This is a genomic window from Mammaliicoccus sp. JADD-157 (genome assembly GCF_049310805.1).
Taxonomy (GTDB): domain Bacteria; phylum Bacillota; class Bacilli; order Staphylococcales; family Staphylococcaceae; genus Mammaliicoccus; species Mammaliicoccus lentus.
In genome coordinates this window covers 42,987-60,813 of sequence record NZ_JBMOVZ010000005.1, presented here as the reverse complement: position 1 = coordinate 60,813, position 17,827 = coordinate 42,987, and the positions used below count along the sequence as shown (strand labels likewise).

Below are 17,827 nucleotides of genomic sequence, written 5' to 3'. Positions count from 1 at the left end.
CCCGGACCCTTAATTTCTATATATCAATATTATTTAATATTTTCTTTGCATTTTCTTTAAGTTCGTTTACTTTTTCGACGCCTTTTGTTCGTTCAATATAATCGTAACCTTCTTGTAAATGGAATGTTCTATTCGAAGTGTTATGTGCATCACTTCCGATTATATGAATAGCATCTTTATCTAATAAGAAATCCGCAGATTTTTTAGCATCTTCTCCATATCTATTAACTAATGATCCTGCTGTAACTTGGCATAGCGCACCTCGTTCAATTAAATCAAATAATATTTTTGGGTTATCTTGTATAGGAATTATTCGTTCTGGATGAGCTAATATAGGTCTATAGCCAGCATTAAATAATTTATCAAATGTTTCATCTGCAAAGTCTGGAATACTAAAGAACGGAAATTCAATTAATACATAGCGCGAACCTTCAGTTATTGGTAATAATTCACCGGACTGTAAGCCTTCCAGCTCTTTACCAAACATATGAATTTCCTGACTCGGATGAACTTTTAAATTTATGCCATTTTCATCTAGCAATGCTTGTACTTCTTTTGTTCGGTTTTTAACTATATTAGCATCATTTTTAAATCTGTGTTCTATATAGTGTGGTGTAGCTACTAAATCAGTTATCCCTAACCCTTCTGCAACTCTAGCTAATTCAATCATACTGTCAGCGTCAATTGGTCCATCATCAACATCATAAAGCAAATGATTGTGTATATCTATCATATGTACAGCTCCTTTTTATGAATCAACTTTTTCTACAAATTATCCTTATTACCTTTATTGTAACAAATTTTCACTCAATCAATATATCAAAATGATTTGTGTTCTTGTATAAGCAAAGAATTTGAAAATTCCAACCACTTTAATCATGATTAATATATAAACATTTAGGAGTGAATTACTAATGGAATTACAAGATGTCATTAACAAACGTCGTTCAGTAAAACAATACGAACCTTATGAAATGGATCGTGAAACGATAACAAAATTATTAAACAAAGCTTCTTTATCACCTTCTGCTTGGAATTTACAACAGTGGAAAGTTGTTGTAGCACATTCTGATGAAGCTAAAGAAAAACTATACGAAGCAGCGAACAAACAAATTAAAATTAAAGAATCCAGCGCTACTTTCATCGTGCTAGGTGATTTAAATGCCCATAATATAATAGGTGATATTGCCGATGACTGGATAAAGCATAATCATATACCTGCTGAAAAACGCGAAGGGTTAATCCAAAGTGTTAATACTTTCTTTGAAGATGAAACAAATAAGAGAGATGAAGCGGTGCGTGGCGCTTCACTATTTGCGATGAATTTAATGTTAATAAGTGAGGACGAAGGCTATGCTACTTGCCCAATGATTGGTTTTGACAAACAAGCTGTTGTCGATGCTTTTAATATCGATGATAATTTAGTACCTGCTATGTTAATTACTATAGGTAAAGGTGAAATGTCTAATAATAGAGCATCTCGTCATGAAGTATCATCATTTGCTAAATTTGAATAAAGACAATACATAATGTCTAAACTTTGTAATAATATTATAATATTTCACCTCAAATTTATATTATAATAAAAGTAACAAAGTGAGGTGTTTAAATTGAACAAACGTTATCAAAAAGTTCTATTACTTTACTTAATCTCAACGTTAGTACCATATACTTTGCTTAACAAAAATAAAGATATTCAATTAACGAAATCATGGTTACCTAGTTCATTAATTGGATATGGTATATTTGCATATGGATTGAAGATACTAACTCAATTAAAAAAAGCATCTAAATAAGATGCTTTACTACATGTGAGTTTGGAATATAATACTCAAAAAATTCTCCTAATTCGTTTTTTATGAACGAATTAGGAGAATTTATTTTGGTTTTTGCAAAGTGCATACTTGCCTAAAACAATTCTTACGTCTTAGGCTTATTATTTTCTTTATACATATTATCTGTTATTGCATATATTACATCATCAACTATTTTATCTTTATGAATACGATTTTTAGGCATTACGCCTACTTTTTTCATGCCAAGTCTTTTCATAACTTGTCCTGATTTGGGGTTTAATGTACTATGTACACCTTTAACTTGATTTAATCCCATTTCTTCAAATGATAATTTCAACAATTGATTAGCTGCTTCTGTTACATAACCATTTCCGCTATACTTTAGGTTAATCACATAACCAATTTCTGCACGCTTATGTTCTACTTCCACTCGTAAATCAATCGTACCTATAAATTTATCGTTCTCTTTTAATATAATACCGTATTTTCCTAACGGGGATTGTAAATAATACTTTGTAATGACTTCTCTTGTTTCATCTTTAGACAAATGTGTTGGAAAGACATGCGTTGTATTTTCAATATTAGAAGCATATTCAAATAATGATTGCGTATCTTCTAAAGACACAGGTCTCAATATAAGTCTTTCTGTTTCCATTGTTTGATATTCCGCTAATTTCACCAGTAAGTCCATATTATTTAATCCCCCTTTTAACCTTTATTTATATTCGCTTTGTGCAAGTCCTAAACAACCTATTACGCCTTGATCATCATTTAAACTAGGTTTCACAATATAAGTTTCAACTGGTGGTAAATTTAAATAACCATTATTCAATATTTCAAATTGCTTATGAATTTTATCTAATAAATGATCTTGATGCATGACACCACCACCAAAAATAATCTTTTCAGGTGATAACATTAGCGTTGTATTATAAGCTGCTTGAGCTATATAGTATGCTACCATATCCCAAGTCTTATCTTGTTCTTCAATATCTTTAGCTTTAATACCTGCACGTTTTTCTATAGCTGGCCCAGACGCCAATCCTTCTAAACAAGTATGGTGGAATGGACAATTACCTTCAAAATCATCATCTTCATGTTGTTTTATAGACATATGACCCATTTCAGGATGACTTAGTCCTTGAATGTAACGACCATTCATCATAGCTCCACCGCCTACACCTGTCCCGATAGTGTAATAAACTGCTGAATCAACGTTTTTTGCAATTCCTTTTTGATATTCGCCGTATAAAGATGCATTAACATCTGTAGTAAATGCTATAGGTACGTCAAAATATTCTTTTACTGAACCAATAAAATCAAAATCTTTCCAAGCTGTCTTCGGAGTAGATGTAATATATCCATATGTTTTTGACTCTTTATTTATATCGATAGGTCCAAATGAACCTATTCCAATACTTTTCAATTCATAATTTTTGAAAAAATTAATAACTTCAGTCATTGTTTCTTCAGGATATGTAGTTGGTATAGAAACACGTTCAATAACATTTAATGCTTCATCACCTATTGCACATACAAATTTTGTTCCTCCCGCTTCAATTGCTCCATAATATTGCATGATTGACACTCGCTTTCTCATTATCTAATATTTTTGTAATTTTAAAACCATTTTTTCTTTTTAAATACAACTAGCATGATTGCTGCTATTGCTACCATAATGAATAATACAATGTAATAACCGTTGTGCCAATTTAATTCAGGCATATTTTCAAAGTTCATTCCATAAATACCGGCTATAAGTGTTAATGGCATGAATACGACAGAATAAATCGTTAAAATTTTCATAATGTTATTCATTTTAAATGAATTCAATGAAATATAATTATCCCTTATATCACTTGTCATTTCCCGTGAAGCATCAACCATTTCCATCTGTTTAATAAGATGATCATTAATATGCATGATATATAACAATTGTTGTTCATTCAAATTTAATACTTTTCCTTCACGCATCCGATAAACTAAATCTTTCATTGGTTGAACAGTTCTCTTAATTAATAACAATTCTTGTCTTAAATTAAAAGTATCATCAATCAAAGTCTTTGTAGAACTATCTACATTATGCCGATCTTCAAAGTTAAAGACTTTATCTTCAATATCATATATAAACGGAAAGAAATTATCTGTTATATCATCTAAAATATTTAATAATATATCTTTTGGTTCTTCATATTGTACCGTATGATTAAAAAGTTTTCTTTTAATTGTATCAATTTCCTCAAATCGTTCTTTATGGAAAGTAACAATATAATCATCGCCTATGAATATATCGATTTCTTCTGATTCTAGCGTTTTTAAATCTAAAGCATGAAATACTAAAAATTGATAACCATCATACTGTTTGAATTTTGGTCTCTGTTGTACCAAAGTAGCATCTTCAATAGATAAAGGGTGAAAATCAAAATATTGTGCGAGTACATTTGTTTCTTCTTCAGTTGACTCGTTCATATCAACCCATATCCATTTATACTTTTCTTGAACTTCACTAGGATAAGTAGTTTCTTTTATCTCATTATTTAAATTTATGTAATAAGTTTTAATCATATTTTCACCGCTTAGAATTGATTTAAATTCATTATATATTATTTTAAAGTTTAGAACATAAATTGATTGTTTAAAATAATTCTCCTAATTCGTTGGAGTTTTAATTAACAGATTAGGAGAATTTATGTATGTATACGATTTTGAAAGTGCAAGCTTCAACATCAGCACTTTGCAAAATCGTTACAGTTTATATTTGATACTATTATAACTTCAGAACAATTAGTCTTGCTCCTTTTATACTTAATTAAGAAAATACGATAGTCTTGTTTCCATTAACAATCACTTTATGTTCACAATGCCATCGTACCGCTCTGGCTAGTACTTCTGATTCTACATGACGACCTGTATTTTTCATATCTTGTGCTGTATAGCGATGGTTCACTCTTACAACATCTTGCTCGATAATCGGACCAGCATCTAAGTCTTCTGTTACATAATGGCTTGTAGCACCTATTAGTTTAACCCCTCTTGTATACGCTTGTTTATATGGATTAGCTCCGATAAATGAAGGTAAAAATGAATGGTGTATATTGATTATTTTCAAGTGGTGTCTATCAACAAATTCAGGAGATAATATTTGCATATATTTAGCTAATACTAATAAATCAACGCCATATCCTTCACAAATTTCTGTTATTTCCTCTTCACTTTGTCGCTTTGTATCTTTTGTAACTTCTACATGATGAAATGGAATACCCATGTCTTCTACAAATTTTCTATTATTTTCATGGTTGCTTATAACGCAACTAATTTCGATAGGAAATTCTTGTCTGTTTGCTCGTAACATAATCTCACTTAAAGCGTGATCTTCTTTAGAAACGAGTAGCGCAGTTTTCACTTTCGTGTTAGCGTCATAAATTTTGAAATGTATATTTCTGCTATTTAGTTCTTTTTCTAATAGTCCTTTAACTTCATCATTTTGATCGAAGACTATTCTTAAATATAAATGATTTTCATTTTCTTGAACATCTGTATAGTGATCCAAATGAAATATATTAGAGTTTGTATTTTTAATAGTTGTAGAGATTAAAGATGTGATCCCTATTTCATCTTTACAATCTGCAAGTAAAATATAATGATTATTCATGTTTCTCATCCTTTTATAAATTGTGTAAAAATTCTTACGATAATAGCTATTATAAAATTTTATATGAGATAACACAATCAAACTTGCCTACTTATTCCAATGTAAGCGAATTCAGTTAATAATTATTATTTAAATACATAAATTGATCCAATTGCAATTCTTCCAATGTATCTCTTATTAATTTTTTTCTTTGGAAATAATTTAATCCATATTTTTCAACTGGAACAACTTTACCTTCGTAAACATACTTACCATTAAATAAAGTGCGATTTTTTGTCACTTTAATAGTTGAGAGCGCCCCTTCTTCTGGCGAAATAAAAAATGAATCAAATACTTTGTAGATGAAGTCACCAATTTTTTTATTATATTTGGTTTTGCCTAAATTAGTAGACACAGCTCCCGGATGTACAGCCGATACATTTAATCCATGTTTACTAAAACGTTCATCCAATTCCTGCATAAAGTAAAGTACTGCTAACTTAGATTTACTATATGATTTAACTGGGTTAAATTTTAGTGGATAAGCAAAATTATGATTCCCCATAGCTGTATATTTGTATGCACCTGATGATACAATAATAATTTGTTTATCTTCACTTTCCATTATTTTTTCGAATAAAGTATGTGTTAATAAAAAATGACCTAAATAATTTGTTCCAAACATGAGCTCATAACCATCTACAGTTTTTTGCCTTGTTAAAGAAACGACACCCGCATTATTAATCAGGCAATCTACATGTGTATAACGATTTAAAATATTAGTTGCTGCTTGCATTACACTCGCTAGATCAGATAAATCACATTTGATGATATCAACACGCTTATAAGGGTGTCGTGCCTGTATGAGCTGCTTAACTGATTCTCCTTTATCAACGTTTCTACAAAGTAATATTAAAATATCATATTCTGACGCTAATTCAATTACAGTGCTTTTGCCTATACCAGACGTAGGCCCGGTAATAGCTAGAATTTTATTCGACATTATAATTACTCCTTTTATTTATTAAGTTATATTTACCCGAAAAAATGTATAATTAACATAAATGAGAATGAAAAATCGCTCTTTCTATTCATAAGATTTTTTATCGCTTTGTCATGTCTACTGCCAACATAACGAATCAGGCTGAGTCATTTATTTATGTCCCAGCCTGATTCGTTTCTAAAATTACTTTTTTATATAATTTTCATGAACATAAATTAATTCTTTCGCCATCTCTTTTATAATTTCAGTTGAAATAAGTTGATCTTCTGCGTGTACCAATAACAGATTAAGTTTAATCTCTTCTCCTGCAGATTCGGATTGGATGAGGTCTTTATGAACTTTATGTCCTTCAGTTAAATATTTGTTGCCTTCTTCAACTAAATCATAAGAATCATTAAAATTATTTGATTTTGCTTCTTGAATTGCTTGCATATAGGTACTTTTAGCCATGCCTACATTCGTTATAATCTGAAAAGCTATCTGTTCGTACTTTTCCATTTAATCACCTTATTCCATTAGACTTTCTGCTTGTTTAAGTACCCCTTCTCCATCCATCATGCCATATTGTTGCATGCCTATAACGTCGATTGGAACTTTTCCGTCAGCTATTTTTTCTACTTGAGCTTTTTGAAATCTCACTTGAGGTCCTAATAAAATGACATCAACTTCATCTATTTTCGATTCAGCTTCAGATAAAGCTAATGCTTCAATTTCATAATCTTTATTTTCTTTATCGGCAGTTTCTTGCATTTTTTTAACCAACATACTAGTAGACATTCCCGCTGAACAAACTAATAATATTTTTTTCATTTTTATCTCTCCCATAATTTAAATTTAAAGAATGCCCAAGGTTTTAAGTAATCTAATAGTTGCAAGTCATGATTTTCTATTTTTCCTACAACATTCACTTTTCCTGTGTTGAGCATCGGTTTTAAAGCAATTTGTAACTCCCCTTTATATTGACCATATTCATCATTATCGATTAATACATCGCCTCTTTTTATAGCAACTGTATGATGAGGTGGAAATGATTCTTGTTTATATTTCACTCGACTTTGAGTAGATCGAATCATATAGTCGCTTACATCACCTCTATAAAAATGTGGTTCTTCAAAAATAATTTTCTTTTCTAAATCTGTATAGCTTCCCACTAATTTAATATCAAAAGTTATCGGTTCATGGATTAAATCACTCAATTCCTTTAATTCTTTTTCAGATGGATAACAATTACTGATAATAACATCATCTATTAAGCCAGTTGCCCATAAATATTTTGCTTGAGAAGTAATCGGCAAACCGCGATGTTGTTCTAATGTAGGAAGCCCTTCTGTAATAGGCCAAGGTCCAAAATCCGCTTCTTTACTAGATACAAATGCAGCTGTTCTCAAGCCGTAATGTTTAAATTTCTTACTGCCTTCTATAAAAAAGGCTTCAGATATACCTGCATAACGATGGGGATAAAAGTTATGACAACCTACGAGCCGATTTCGATTAGGTTCAAAGTCTAATACATTGTCTATATAATGATTCATTACGCTCATATTCAGCTCTATTTTGATTCCATATGGATTATAAGTCATATCACTCGTTTCTTTTGCTCCTACCCCTTCGTCGAGTCTGATACCATCTACACCCATTTCATAAAAGAATGATAAATCGTTAGTTTCAATATTTAATGCTTTAAATGTTCTAGGTGCTACATCAACAAATATTTCAAAATTTAAAGACTTTGCGAATTGAATAATTTTTTTGATAGATGGAAGTATTTCAGATTTGTTTTCTTCAGTAATTTGTAATAAGTTCGTAAATATTCTAGAAAAACCGTACTCATGTGCTTTCTCTATATACTTTAAGTCATCAGCTTCCTTAGATTTCCCCGGATATAGAGATACCCCCAATTTTCTCATGATATAACCTCACAATTCTTTCAATTAATTTCTTTTTTATAATTTTGAATAATTTTACTATTTAGTTTATACTATAACAAAATTAAAGCGCTTACAAACAAAGGGGGATTAACATTGAATAATTTTGCAACTTGGATAGAAAATAAGCTTTCGGGACCAATGACTAAGCTTTCAAACCAAAGACATCTACTTGCTATTCGTGATGGGGTTATTTCAGCGTTACCATTCATTATATTTGGTTCATTTTTCTTAATATTTGCAACACCACCATTGCCAGAATCTTGGGCAATTACTAAGTGGGCAACAGCACATGCCGAAGAAATTTTAATACCTTATAGAATGACTATGTTTATAATGAGTTTGTATATTGTTTTTGGTATAGGATATAATCTTGCAAAATCCTACGACCTTGATCCATTATCTGCCGCACAACTTTCTACCGCAGCTTTTCTATTAACTATCGCACCTAATATGGACGATAAATTAGGTTTTGTTTTACCTATGACAAATTTAGGTGGGCACGGTTTATTTGTCGCAATGATTGTTGCTATTCTTTCTGTAGAAATATATCGTTTCTGTAAAATTAAAAACATCACGATTAAAATGCCACCACAAGTTCCACCTTCCGTCAGTCGCTCATTCGAATCTCTTATACCTGTCGTTTTTGTTCTAGGGTTTATGAGTATCATTACAGTACTATTCCAACTAGACTTACATTCACTCGTAGATAAAATTGTCGGACCGCTTGTGTTTGCAGGCGACACACTACCAGGTGTTTTAGTGCCAGTATTTTTAACAACATTCTTCTGGTCATTTGGTATTCATGGAATGTCTATTGTCGGTACGATAGAACGACCATTATGGGAAGTTTATTTAGCTAAAAACGGTGAAGCACATGCAGCAGGAGAAGCACTACCTCATATTGCACCCGAAACATTTTTCCAATGGTTTGTATGGATTGGTGGCGCGGGAGCAACCTTAGGTCTTGTAATTTGTATATTAATATTTGCAAAATCACAATTCCTTAAAAAAATGGGTAAAGCAGTTGCCATCCCTTCTTTATTTAACATCAATGAACCAGTTATATTTGGTTTACCAATTGTATTAAACCCAATTATGGTCATCCCATTTATTTTAATACCTATCGTTTTAACGATTATCACTTATATCGCAACTGCCCTAGGATTAGTCAATGCGACCAGTGTAATGCCTCCATGGACTTTACCTGCTCCAATTGGTGCATACTTAGCCACTGGTGGTGATTGGCGGGCTATCATACTCGTATTAATCAATATTGCAATTTCTGTCGGTATTTATTTCCCATTCTTTAAAATGTATGATCGTAAAATGATTTTAGAGGAAAGTGGCGAATCTAAAGAAGAAATTGAAAAAGATATGGAAGAAGAAAACAAATAATAATGTAGAAGATATAAATAGGGATGAAAGATGTACGAAGAAAACTATAAATTTTTATAAAAAATAAGCATATCACTTTCAAACTGAAACAATCCGTTAAGTGATATGCTTATTTATTTTGAGTTAGAATTTATGTTTCAAGCTCTTAAATATTAAAAAATAATATCAATAAAGAACCAAATGACCATAACGACCATGATAAGTGCTTTTGCTATTGTACTTGTTAAAAATCCTAATAGTGAACCTATACTTGCATTAAGTGCAGCACTAATATCACTCTTTTGTATAATTTCTGAAACGAATACTAAGATAAACGGTACGATGATAATACCGAAAGGTGGAAATACAAAGCAACCAATAATAACACCAACTGCTGCCATTGTCTCTCCTAATTTAGAACCACCAAATTTTTTCACAAAGTAACTGTTCATGATGATGTCCGACAAAATCATAAATACTGTAAAGAGTATCATAACCGTCCAAAATACCCATGATAATTTTGATGAATCTATTGCAAAATGATATATAAAGTACCCTATCCAAAGAAATAAAACGGATGGGATAATTGGTTTGATTAAACCGATAAATGCAATTACAAACATTATAATGATAAGTAACCAACTAATTGTTGTCATGTAATTTAGAACTCCTAACTAATTTGTGTATTGTTTTGTTCCTTATGTTCTATAGTGAAAATTAAAAGAACAAACGCAAGTGCTATCGAAAAACTTGAAACAAAGAACACATTTCCTAATCCTACTATATCACTCATGACACCACCAAGTAAATTTCCACCTAGTTGTCCAATAACCATAGCGTTCGCAAATAAAGTCGAAGCGTAACCTGGAAAGTCTGGTAAAATATCTTGGAAATAACTGATACCAAGCCCTAACAAAATAGCTAAGAAAAATGCTAAAGCTAATTGTCCAATTAACATTGCAGTAAAACTATCAAACACCCCGATACTGAAATAATAACCAAAGCCAAATATTGAACCTACCATGAGTAAAGTTTTCGTTCTGAATTTACTTGCGATAGCTCCTAGAATAATCATAAGCGGTACTTCTAAGCCTGCACATAAACTTGCTAAATAACCAACATGAGACTCGTCATCTTTCAAATATTCAGTTACATATAAAGGCATGTTTAAAGTATACATCCATTGCCCAATATGCAATAGAATGAAAGCTAAAAATGGTATAAGTAAAGTCGGTTCTTTAATTAAGTTCGGAGCTTTTTTCTCTGGAAAATTCCCTACTATATTATTTAAGATTTTCTTTGGTTCCTTATAAAATAATAATAGTAATACGAGTACAGTTAAGAATATAGTAACCGTACCACCAAATAGACCGTCATAACCCAATAGTGAAAGTAATACAGTACCTATCAATGGACCAAATAAGAAACCTAATGAGAAAGTTGATCTTAAAACAGTATTGGCAAAGATACTTCTATCTTTATATTCTGATTCATTAATAGATTCACGAGCAGAAGCATACATTTGAGGCATTGCAGGTGCTGCCAGGCCTTGGAACATTCCGTATAATACAATGAAGATCCAAATAGTATGTACATAGAAATAAATGGAGAAACATAAAGCACCCATTATAAGGGCTGTTGCGATAAGATATTTACGGTTGATTTTACCATTATCTGAAAACCTAGCTACTATAGAATTCACAGTGAAGGATGCTCCAGCAGCAAGAGCCATTAATAGACCATATTGGCCACTAGTCATTCCTAAGTGTTGTGTCGCATATAACACTAAGAACGGGGTAGTGATTGCGATTGCCATACCGAGTAATCCCATATTCACTGTAAAGAGCTTATAATTTTTGATTTGAAACAGTTTCAAAAACATGAATTCACATCTTTCTTTATTTTATTATATGCTTGTACTTTATAGCTAAACCCCTGTTACGTCAATGCTAAAATTGATATAATTTTTCTAAAGTTATAAAATAAATTTACATGATTTAAGAAGGAGAAAAGCCATGGTATTTAAAATTGATTATATTTCTACTGGTAAAGTTTCTAACGTTACGTTCGATAATCAAAAAACAAAAAAGACCGCCATTTATAAAACCCCTATTTCAAATAGTATGTTTTTATCAAAAACAGGGTTTGTTGAAGATGAACAACAATATAAAGGGCACGGCGGTCCTGAAAAAGCTATATGTTTCTATAGTAAAGATAACTATCAATATTGGAACGATATCATTCACCTGTTGCCTGAATATGCAATTTTTGGAGAAAACTTAACAGTCTCTGGTTTAACTGAAGCGGATTTAAATATCGGTGATACATATCAGTTAGGTGAAGCCACTATACAAGTATCTTGTCCAAGACAACCTTGCGCTACAATCGCGCAAAGGTATGGTATAAAAGACTTAGTTAAAAGAATGGCAGACAGTTGTAAAACAGGATGTTATTTTCGCGTAATCAAAGAAGGCTATGTATCACAAGGAGACGATTTAGTATTGATTGAACAAAAAAAGCCTTCCCTTTCTATACTTGAATTGAATGAAACACGTTTTAAAGATAATAAAAACAAACAACGCATACAATCAGTATTAAATCATGATGGTATAAATGAAGAAACAAGAAATATATTTAGTAAATTATTAAAATAGTTGATAACATCGTACAAATCTCTATCGGTTACTTCTTTTTAACATCAATTTGGTTTATGTAATTTTTAATCACTTCAATAAATGATTTTACTTGTGGTAATTGCAATACACTATGTTCATAACAAATATATGTTGACCGTTTTAAAGGCTTTTTCATGATATTTAATTTTTTAATTTCAAAAAGGTCTGTATCTATATCACCTATAACTAGCTCAGGTAAAACTGTAACGCCTACTCCATTTAATAACAATGCTTTACAAGTTGCGATTTGATCTACTTTTATAAGAGCATGGTATTCTTGTTTGAAATAATCTGAATACCATTCTTCTATTTGCTTTAAATATATTGGTTCAGCTTGAAATTCAATCATCGGTAATAAATGCAAATCATGCTTTCTATTTTTAGGATAAATAAAGTAATGTTGTTCATTTAATAATAAGTCGTTCTGTACATTCATTACTTCATTACCTCTAATTACTGTTACATGAAATTCATTCTGATATGATTTAATATGTTCACTTGAGCCAATTTGTAATTGTATATCGACGTTAGGGTAAAGTTTAGTATATTGCCCTAGAACTTGAGGCAAAATTGTTTGTCCAATTAACGAGGATACGCCAATTGAGATACTCCCATTAACTTCCCCGACTTTCGAACTTATTCTATCCAGTAATAAACGCTCTTCTTTAAGCATTTTTCTTGCGTGATCAATAACGAGCGAACCTTCATTAGTTGTTATTAATTGCTTCTTAGTCCTTATAAAAATATCTATACCAAAAAAGTTTTCGATAGATTTGAGACGTTGACTGACGGCAGGCTGCGAAATATAGAGAATGTCAGCAGCTTTCCTCAATGTCTTTACATCTTCTAAAGTCACTAATAGTTTGTAATCATCTACTTTCATAAAAAGACACCCTCCTCACATTTATTTCATTATAACATGCTTTAATTATTACAAGCATGTCTTTAAGCAACTACTACTTAAGACCGAATTATAAAAAATCTTACTATCTAAATTGAATACTTTTTTAAAATTAGTTATAGTTAAGCATGTAAATTAAATAGGAAGGATCTTACTATGTTACTTATTGAGATAATAAAGTATATTTTTCTAGGTTTATTGCAAGGTGTAACTGAACCCATACCTGTATCATCTAGTGGTCACCTTGTAATGGCTCAAGAATTTTTAGGCTTACATACAGAAGGTTTAACATTTGAAATTTTTGTAAATACGGCTTCATTAGTTGCTGTACTGATTTTGTTTAGAAAAGATATTATCGAACTCATTGTTGATACTTTAAAATTTATTAAAGGAGATCGCACTGAAGAAATAATTCGAAACTTTAGATTTGCTATGTATCTTGTAGTTGCCACGATACCTGCTGGTGTTCTTGGGTTAATCTTTAACGATATAATTGGCGACACAAAAAGTGTTATGCTAGTCGGTTTCATGTTAATTGTAACTGGTATTGCACTATGGTTTATTAAAAATAAACACGGTCAAAAGTTAGATAAAGATTTAACGTTAAAAGATGCGATTATAGTAGGGCTATTTCAAGCTATTGCATTAATTCCAGGACTTAGTCGTAGTGGTGCAACGATAGTTGGTGCTTTAGGTGTTGGTATGAATCAAAAAACAGCATTTAAGTTCTCATTCTTACTTTATATACCAGTAAGTTTAGGTACTGCATTACTTGGTATTAAAGATATCATTCAAACACCACCAGATTCTTCATTAATGATTTCTTATATGTTCGCATTTGTAGCTTCACTTGTGGCCAGCTATTTCTCTTTAAAATGGCTAAAAGGCATAATGGAACGCGGACAATTAGGTATATTTAGTAAATACTGTTTCGTTGTAGGCCCATTAGCAATTATACTTGCACTGATATTCTTATAAAAACTTTTAAAAAACGAGCATACACAGTTAATACTGTGTATGCTCGTTTTTTATGTAAATCATAGTTTAGGAATATTTATTTATTTATTTATTATTATTCTTATTTGCATTCATTATTTCATGAAAACAATATCTTATCTTTTTTTCTATTCCTTTAAAATCTGTTTCTAACTTGAACATAATCTCATGAGCAGTAACATATGCCTTATGAAATTGCGCTTTAGAAATTTTGTTTTCTTTAAGCATTCTTTCTAAATCATCTTCATCAACTAGTTCATATTCCCCTGTCTTTGGTATCACCAACACATCTAAGCATAAATCTAAAGTTCGTGCATTTCCAAGCTGGGTAATATTCCTCAAATTCACATCAAAATAATACTGCACTGGTTGATTTTGTTTATTATACATCACAGTAATACTATATGGCTTTTTCTCCGGTAATATTTGCATCCATTTATAGCCCTTGTCAGCTACTGTAATTTCTTTACCTACAACATTTACTATTAACGGTTCTTTTACTTCAAGCATCGTTACAAGTCCTACAAGACCTTTAAAGTGATTAGTATCCAGCGCAACTTCTTTATATTCGCGATTAAGGAGACGTCGCCAATGACGTTTGTCAATATACTTAACTTTCACAAGTTACCAACTCCTTTTATTCATTATATAAAAAACGGGAGCTGATATAAAGCATTCGAGTAATCTTTTATTATTTTTATTATTTCCCACAAAGAAACCACAAGAAGTTTGAAATTCTTGTGGCTTTGAAATGATTATTTATATATAAAATTTAAACTTTAAAACATATGTTTTTTTAATTCTAAAATTTTACATTATTCATGTGAAATATAATGTGACTTACCTTTTAAGAATAAACTTAAGATTAATGCAATAACACTAAACAGAGTTGCAATCCAGAAAGCGTCATTTATACCTTGTACAGTTGCAAGTTTATTTAGAAACTCAACAAGTGCTGACATGCCACTTTCTTTTCCACCAACAGAATCTGAAAGTGCTTTAACTTGTTCTTGAATAATTGGATCAGTTGAATCTAAATTATCTGACATGTTAGCTAAATGCGTAGTCGTATTTTGTGTCATAACTGTTACAAGTATTGCAGTACCGATTGACCCTGCCAATTGTCTCACTGTATTACTGATTGCATTACCATGCGGTATCAATCGTTGAGGTAATGAATTCATCCCAGCCGTCATAATAGGCATCATGATAAAACTCATACCAAATGAACGTACGATATAAATAATTAATATTGTTGAATATGGTGTATCCATATTTAACTGTGTTAACTCCCATGTTGCAAAAGTCATAATTGTTAAACCAATTAAAGCTAATGGCTTAATACCAAATGAATCTAGCATTTTACCAGCAATTGGTCCCATAAAGCCCATTATTAATGAACCTGGTAACAATAATAAACCAGAATCTAATGGAGAGAACCCACGAAGATTTTGTAAGTAAATTGGTAATAATATCATACCACCAAATAAACTCATTGTTACGATAACGTTAATAACTGTCGTTAATGTGAACCCAGAATATTTTAATGCTGACATATCAAGCATTGGATTTTTCATTCTTATTTCACGAATAACAAACATTGTTGTAAAGATAACGCCAATAATTAATGATAATGAAACTGTTGTAGATGTCCATCCATTATTACCCGCTTCACTGAAACCGTATAATAATAGTCCAAAACCTAACGTACTAAATATAATACCTTGAACGTCTGGTTTAGGGTTAGACGTTTGCTGATAAATTCTAAACCAGAAATAACTGATTATGATAGAAATTAAACCAATAGCAAACATTCCGTAGAACATGATATTCCAATGGTAATTTTGTACAACCCAACCTGATAACGTTGGTCCTATAGCTGGTGCTAAGATAAATGCAATACCTAATGTACCCATTGCTGCACCACGCTTTTCTGGTGGGAAGATTGTCATAAACACATTAGAACCTAATGGCATTAGCACACCTGCTCCAACAGCTTGTATGACACGTCCTGTCATCATCATTGGAAAGTTTACTGACAACGCGCAAATGAATGATCCGATTGTAAACAGAATCATTGCTATAATGAATAATTTTCTATAAGAATACTTACTGATTAAAAAGGCGCTGATTGGGATTAATATACCATTTACAAGCATAAATCCTGTCATTAGCCATTGACCAGTTGAAGCTGAAATACTAAATTCATTATTAATAACAGGCAATGCTACATTTAATAATGTTTGGTTTAAAATTGCTATGAACATACCGAACATCATTGCAATTAATATTTTATTTCTTGTAATACCTTTACCATAAACAAAATTAACATGATTCTTTTTAATTTGTTCGTTGATTGGTTCGTCTTCATGTATTTCCATACCACGTTCAGATAATACAGAGTCTTCATCTTCTGAATTATTATCGTCAGATACGTTTTCTTTAAATGATGGTTGATCATTTTCATCTTGGTTCATTTGTTCAACTTGCTCTTCTTTAGATTCTTTTTGATGACGGTTAACTGTTAAGCTATCATCATCTTTAGATTTAAGTTGACTGTATTCTTCTTTATGCTCTTTTTCAAAAGATTCATTAGAAACTTGTTTTCTTTTTTTACGTTTTAATACAAATGCATTAATTCCAATCCAAAGTAAGATTGCAATTATTATATAAGCCACCGTAAAGGTTGATGTCATAATACACCCTCCTTAATTCTTGTGGATTCGAACTTCAACATTCATTCCTGGAACAACATTTGTTGATGGCTTAGAATCAAATGTGATTTTCACTGGAACAACTTGTGTCACCTTTGTATAGTTTCCATTACTATTTGATGAAGGCATCAACGAGAAACTTGATGCAGTTGCTAATCCAACTTGAGACACTTTACCTTTAACACTAGCTTTTTGACCATCGATATCAATGTCAACTGCTTGTCCTTCTTCTACATCCTCTACATCTGTATCATCAATGTTTGCAGTTACATATAAATCATCAAAATTATATGCATAAGCAATCGGTGAGCCAGCTTGTACTAAATTGTTCTCTGTTTCAGAAGTTTTTACGATTGTACTTTTTGATGGTGCTTCAATCTTCATTTTTTGAGATTGACCATCTTCACCTTTACCTTCTACTTCACCAATTTTATCGCCTTTGTCATAAGTTTTACCTTCTTTAGCGTCAAAACTAGTTAAATTACCTGATACTGGACTAGCAATTTTAATTTGCTCTCCATCCACTTTTGCATTTTCTGTTTTTACATAATCTGTTGCTTCACTATAATAATGGAATCCTACTAGGCCAATAGCCACTAAAACCACTATCGTGATAACATTTACAAGCACGATTTTTTTCATTACTTTATATCCTCCATATTTCAATGATTTACTTATTATACGGCTACTCTTTTACTAATTAAACCAACAAAAATTAAAAATTTGTCGGGTTAAATTAACTAAAAAATCAGATAAATCAACATATTAAATTAAAGTTTTTAAAGTATATTAATATATATTCTATACTT

20 protein-coding genes are annotated in these 17,827 nt (G+C 31.1%); 5 read left to right on the top strand and 15 right to left on the bottom strand.

Annotation, left to right across the window (positions count from 1 at the left end; genetic code table 11):
- Positions 1-16: 16 nt before the first annotated feature.
- Positions 17-733 carry a tyrosine-protein phosphatase gene (locus ACO6VN_RS12710; protein WP_194201474.1) on the bottom strand — a complete coding sequence of 239 codons (717 nt, stop codon included), beginning with the start codon at positions 731-733 and terminating at the stop codon, positions 17-19.
- A gap of 181 nt (positions 734-914) precedes the next feature.
- Between ACO6VN_RS12710 and ACO6VN_RS12705 the strand changes: the two genes are divergently transcribed.
- Together ACO6VN_RS12705 and ACO6VN_RS12700 are read left to right on the top strand one after the other, a co-directional pair.
- Complete coding sequence (locus ACO6VN_RS12705) at positions 915-1,517, top strand: nitroreductase family protein (RefSeq protein ID WP_194201473.1); 603 nt, start codon at positions 915-917, stop codon at positions 1,515-1,517.
- 93 nt (positions 1,518-1,610) lie between these two features.
- Positions 1,611-1,796 (top strand): hypothetical protein, encoded by a 186-nt coding sequence (locus ACO6VN_RS12700; protein WP_194201472.1) that lies wholly within the window; start codon positions 1,611-1,613, stop codon positions 1,794-1,796.
- A 124-nt stretch (positions 1,797-1,920) separates the two neighbouring features.
- On the opposite strand, the gene ACO6VN_RS12695 is transcribed toward ACO6VN_RS12700, so the two are convergent.
- From ACO6VN_RS12695 to ACO6VN_RS12660, 8 genes are all read right to left on the bottom strand, one after another.
- The gene (locus ACO6VN_RS12695) at positions 1,921-2,487 is read right to left on the bottom strand and encodes a GNAT family N-acetyltransferase (RefSeq protein ID WP_194201471.1); all 567 of its coding nucleotides are present in this window, start codon (positions 2,485-2,487) and stop codon (positions 1,921-1,923) included.
- 24 nt (positions 2,488-2,511) lie between these two features.
- Positions 2,512-3,375: an ROK family protein gene (locus ACO6VN_RS12690; RefSeq protein WP_194201470.1), complete on the bottom strand. Its 864-nt coding sequence runs from the start codon at positions 3,373-3,375 to the stop codon at positions 2,512-2,514.
- A 41-nt stretch (positions 3,376-3,416) separates the two neighbouring features.
- Positions 3,417-4,361, bottom strand: coding sequence for a magnesium/cobalt transporter CorA (gene corA, locus ACO6VN_RS12685; RefSeq protein WP_194201469.1), 945 nt, complete (start codon positions 4,359-4,361; stop codon positions 3,417-3,419).
- A 244-nt stretch (positions 4,362-4,605) separates the two neighbouring features.
- Positions 4,606-5,448, bottom strand: a complete 843-nt coding sequence (purU, locus tag ACO6VN_RS12680) for a formyltetrahydrofolate deformylase (RefSeq protein ID WP_216683721.1) — start codon at positions 5,446-5,448, stop codon at positions 4,606-4,608.
- 115 nt (positions 5,449-5,563) lie between these two features.
- Positions 5,564-6,430 carry an SDR family NAD(P)-dependent oxidoreductase gene (locus ACO6VN_RS12675; RefSeq protein WP_216683720.1) on the bottom strand — a complete coding sequence of 289 codons (867 nt, stop codon included), beginning with the start codon at positions 6,428-6,430 and terminating at the stop codon, positions 5,564-5,566.
- A 183-nt stretch (positions 6,431-6,613) separates the two neighbouring features.
- Complete coding sequence (locus ACO6VN_RS12670) at positions 6,614-6,928, bottom strand: PTS lactose/cellobiose transporter subunit IIA (RefSeq protein WP_016998770.1); 315 nt, start codon at positions 6,926-6,928, stop codon at positions 6,614-6,616.
- Positions 6,929-6,937: 9 nt separating this feature from the next.
- A complete protein-coding gene (locus ACO6VN_RS12665) occupies positions 6,938-7,240 on the bottom strand; it encodes a PTS sugar transporter subunit IIB (protein WP_064211402.1) in 303 nt (100 codons plus the stop codon).
- A 2-nt stretch (positions 7,241-7,242) separates the two neighbouring features.
- Positions 7,243-8,337 (bottom strand): DUF871 domain-containing protein, encoded by a 1,095-nt coding sequence (locus tag ACO6VN_RS12660; protein ID WP_194201466.1) that lies wholly within the window; start codon positions 8,335-8,337, stop codon positions 7,243-7,245.
- A 114-nt stretch (positions 8,338-8,451) separates the two neighbouring features.
- Between ACO6VN_RS12660 and ACO6VN_RS12655 the strand changes: the two genes are divergently transcribed.
- Positions 8,452-9,753, top strand: a complete 1,302-nt coding sequence (locus tag ACO6VN_RS12655; RefSeq protein WP_194201465.1) for a PTS sugar transporter subunit IIC — start codon at positions 8,452-8,454, stop codon at positions 9,751-9,753.
- A 152-nt stretch (positions 9,754-9,905) separates the two neighbouring features.
- Here the strand turns inward: ACO6VN_RS12655 and ACO6VN_RS12650 are convergent, their stop codons facing one another.
- Positions 9,906-10,388 (bottom strand): DUF456 domain-containing protein, encoded by a 483-nt coding sequence (locus ACO6VN_RS12650; protein WP_194201464.1) that lies wholly within the window; start codon positions 10,386-10,388, stop codon positions 9,906-9,908.
- Between the two features lie 14 nt (positions 10,389-10,402).
- Entirely contained in the window at positions 10,403-11,614 is a 1,212-nt protein-coding gene (locus tag ACO6VN_RS12645; protein ID WP_016998931.1) for a sugar efflux transporter, read from the bottom strand.
- Between the two features lie 133 nt (positions 11,615-11,747).
- On the opposite strand from ACO6VN_RS12645, the gene ACO6VN_RS12640 reads away from it, so the two are divergent.
- Entirely contained in the window at positions 11,748-12,386 is a 639-nt protein-coding gene (locus ACO6VN_RS12640; RefSeq protein ID WP_194201463.1) for an MOSC domain-containing protein, read from the top strand.
- Positions 12,387-12,414: 28 nt separating this feature from the next.
- Here the strand turns inward: ACO6VN_RS12640 and ACO6VN_RS12635 are convergent, their stop codons facing one another.
- Positions 12,415-13,290, bottom strand: a complete 876-nt coding sequence (locus tag ACO6VN_RS12635; RefSeq protein ID WP_016998929.1) for a LysR family transcriptional regulator — start codon at positions 13,288-13,290, stop codon at positions 12,415-12,417.
- A gap of 174 nt (positions 13,291-13,464) precedes the next feature.
- On the opposite strand from ACO6VN_RS12635, the gene ACO6VN_RS12630 reads away from it, so the two are divergent.
- Positions 13,465-14,286 carry an undecaprenyl-diphosphate phosphatase gene (locus ACO6VN_RS12630; RefSeq protein ID WP_194201462.1) on the top strand — a complete coding sequence of 274 codons (822 nt, stop codon included), beginning with the start codon at positions 13,465-13,467 and terminating at the stop codon, positions 14,284-14,286.
- 84 nt (positions 14,287-14,370) lie between these two features.
- On the opposite strand, the gene ACO6VN_RS12625 is transcribed toward ACO6VN_RS12630, so the two are convergent.
- From ACO6VN_RS12625 to ACO6VN_RS12615, 3 genes are all read right to left on the bottom strand, one after another.
- Positions 14,371-14,925 carry a DUF402 domain-containing protein gene (locus ACO6VN_RS12625; RefSeq protein WP_194201461.1) on the bottom strand — a complete coding sequence of 185 codons (555 nt, stop codon included), beginning with the start codon at positions 14,923-14,925 and terminating at the stop codon, positions 14,371-14,373.
- Between the two features lie 194 nt (positions 14,926-15,119).
- Positions 15,120-17,000, bottom strand: coding sequence for a DHA2 family efflux MFS transporter permease subunit (locus ACO6VN_RS12620; RefSeq protein ID WP_194201460.1), 1,881 nt, complete (start codon positions 16,998-17,000; stop codon positions 15,120-15,122).
- A gap of 12 nt (positions 17,001-17,012) precedes the next feature.
- A complete protein-coding gene (locus ACO6VN_RS12615) occupies positions 17,013-17,660 on the bottom strand; it encodes an HlyD family efflux transporter periplasmic adaptor subunit (protein WP_016998925.1) in 648 nt (215 codons plus the stop codon).
- Positions 17,661-17,827: the final 167 nt, after the last annotated feature.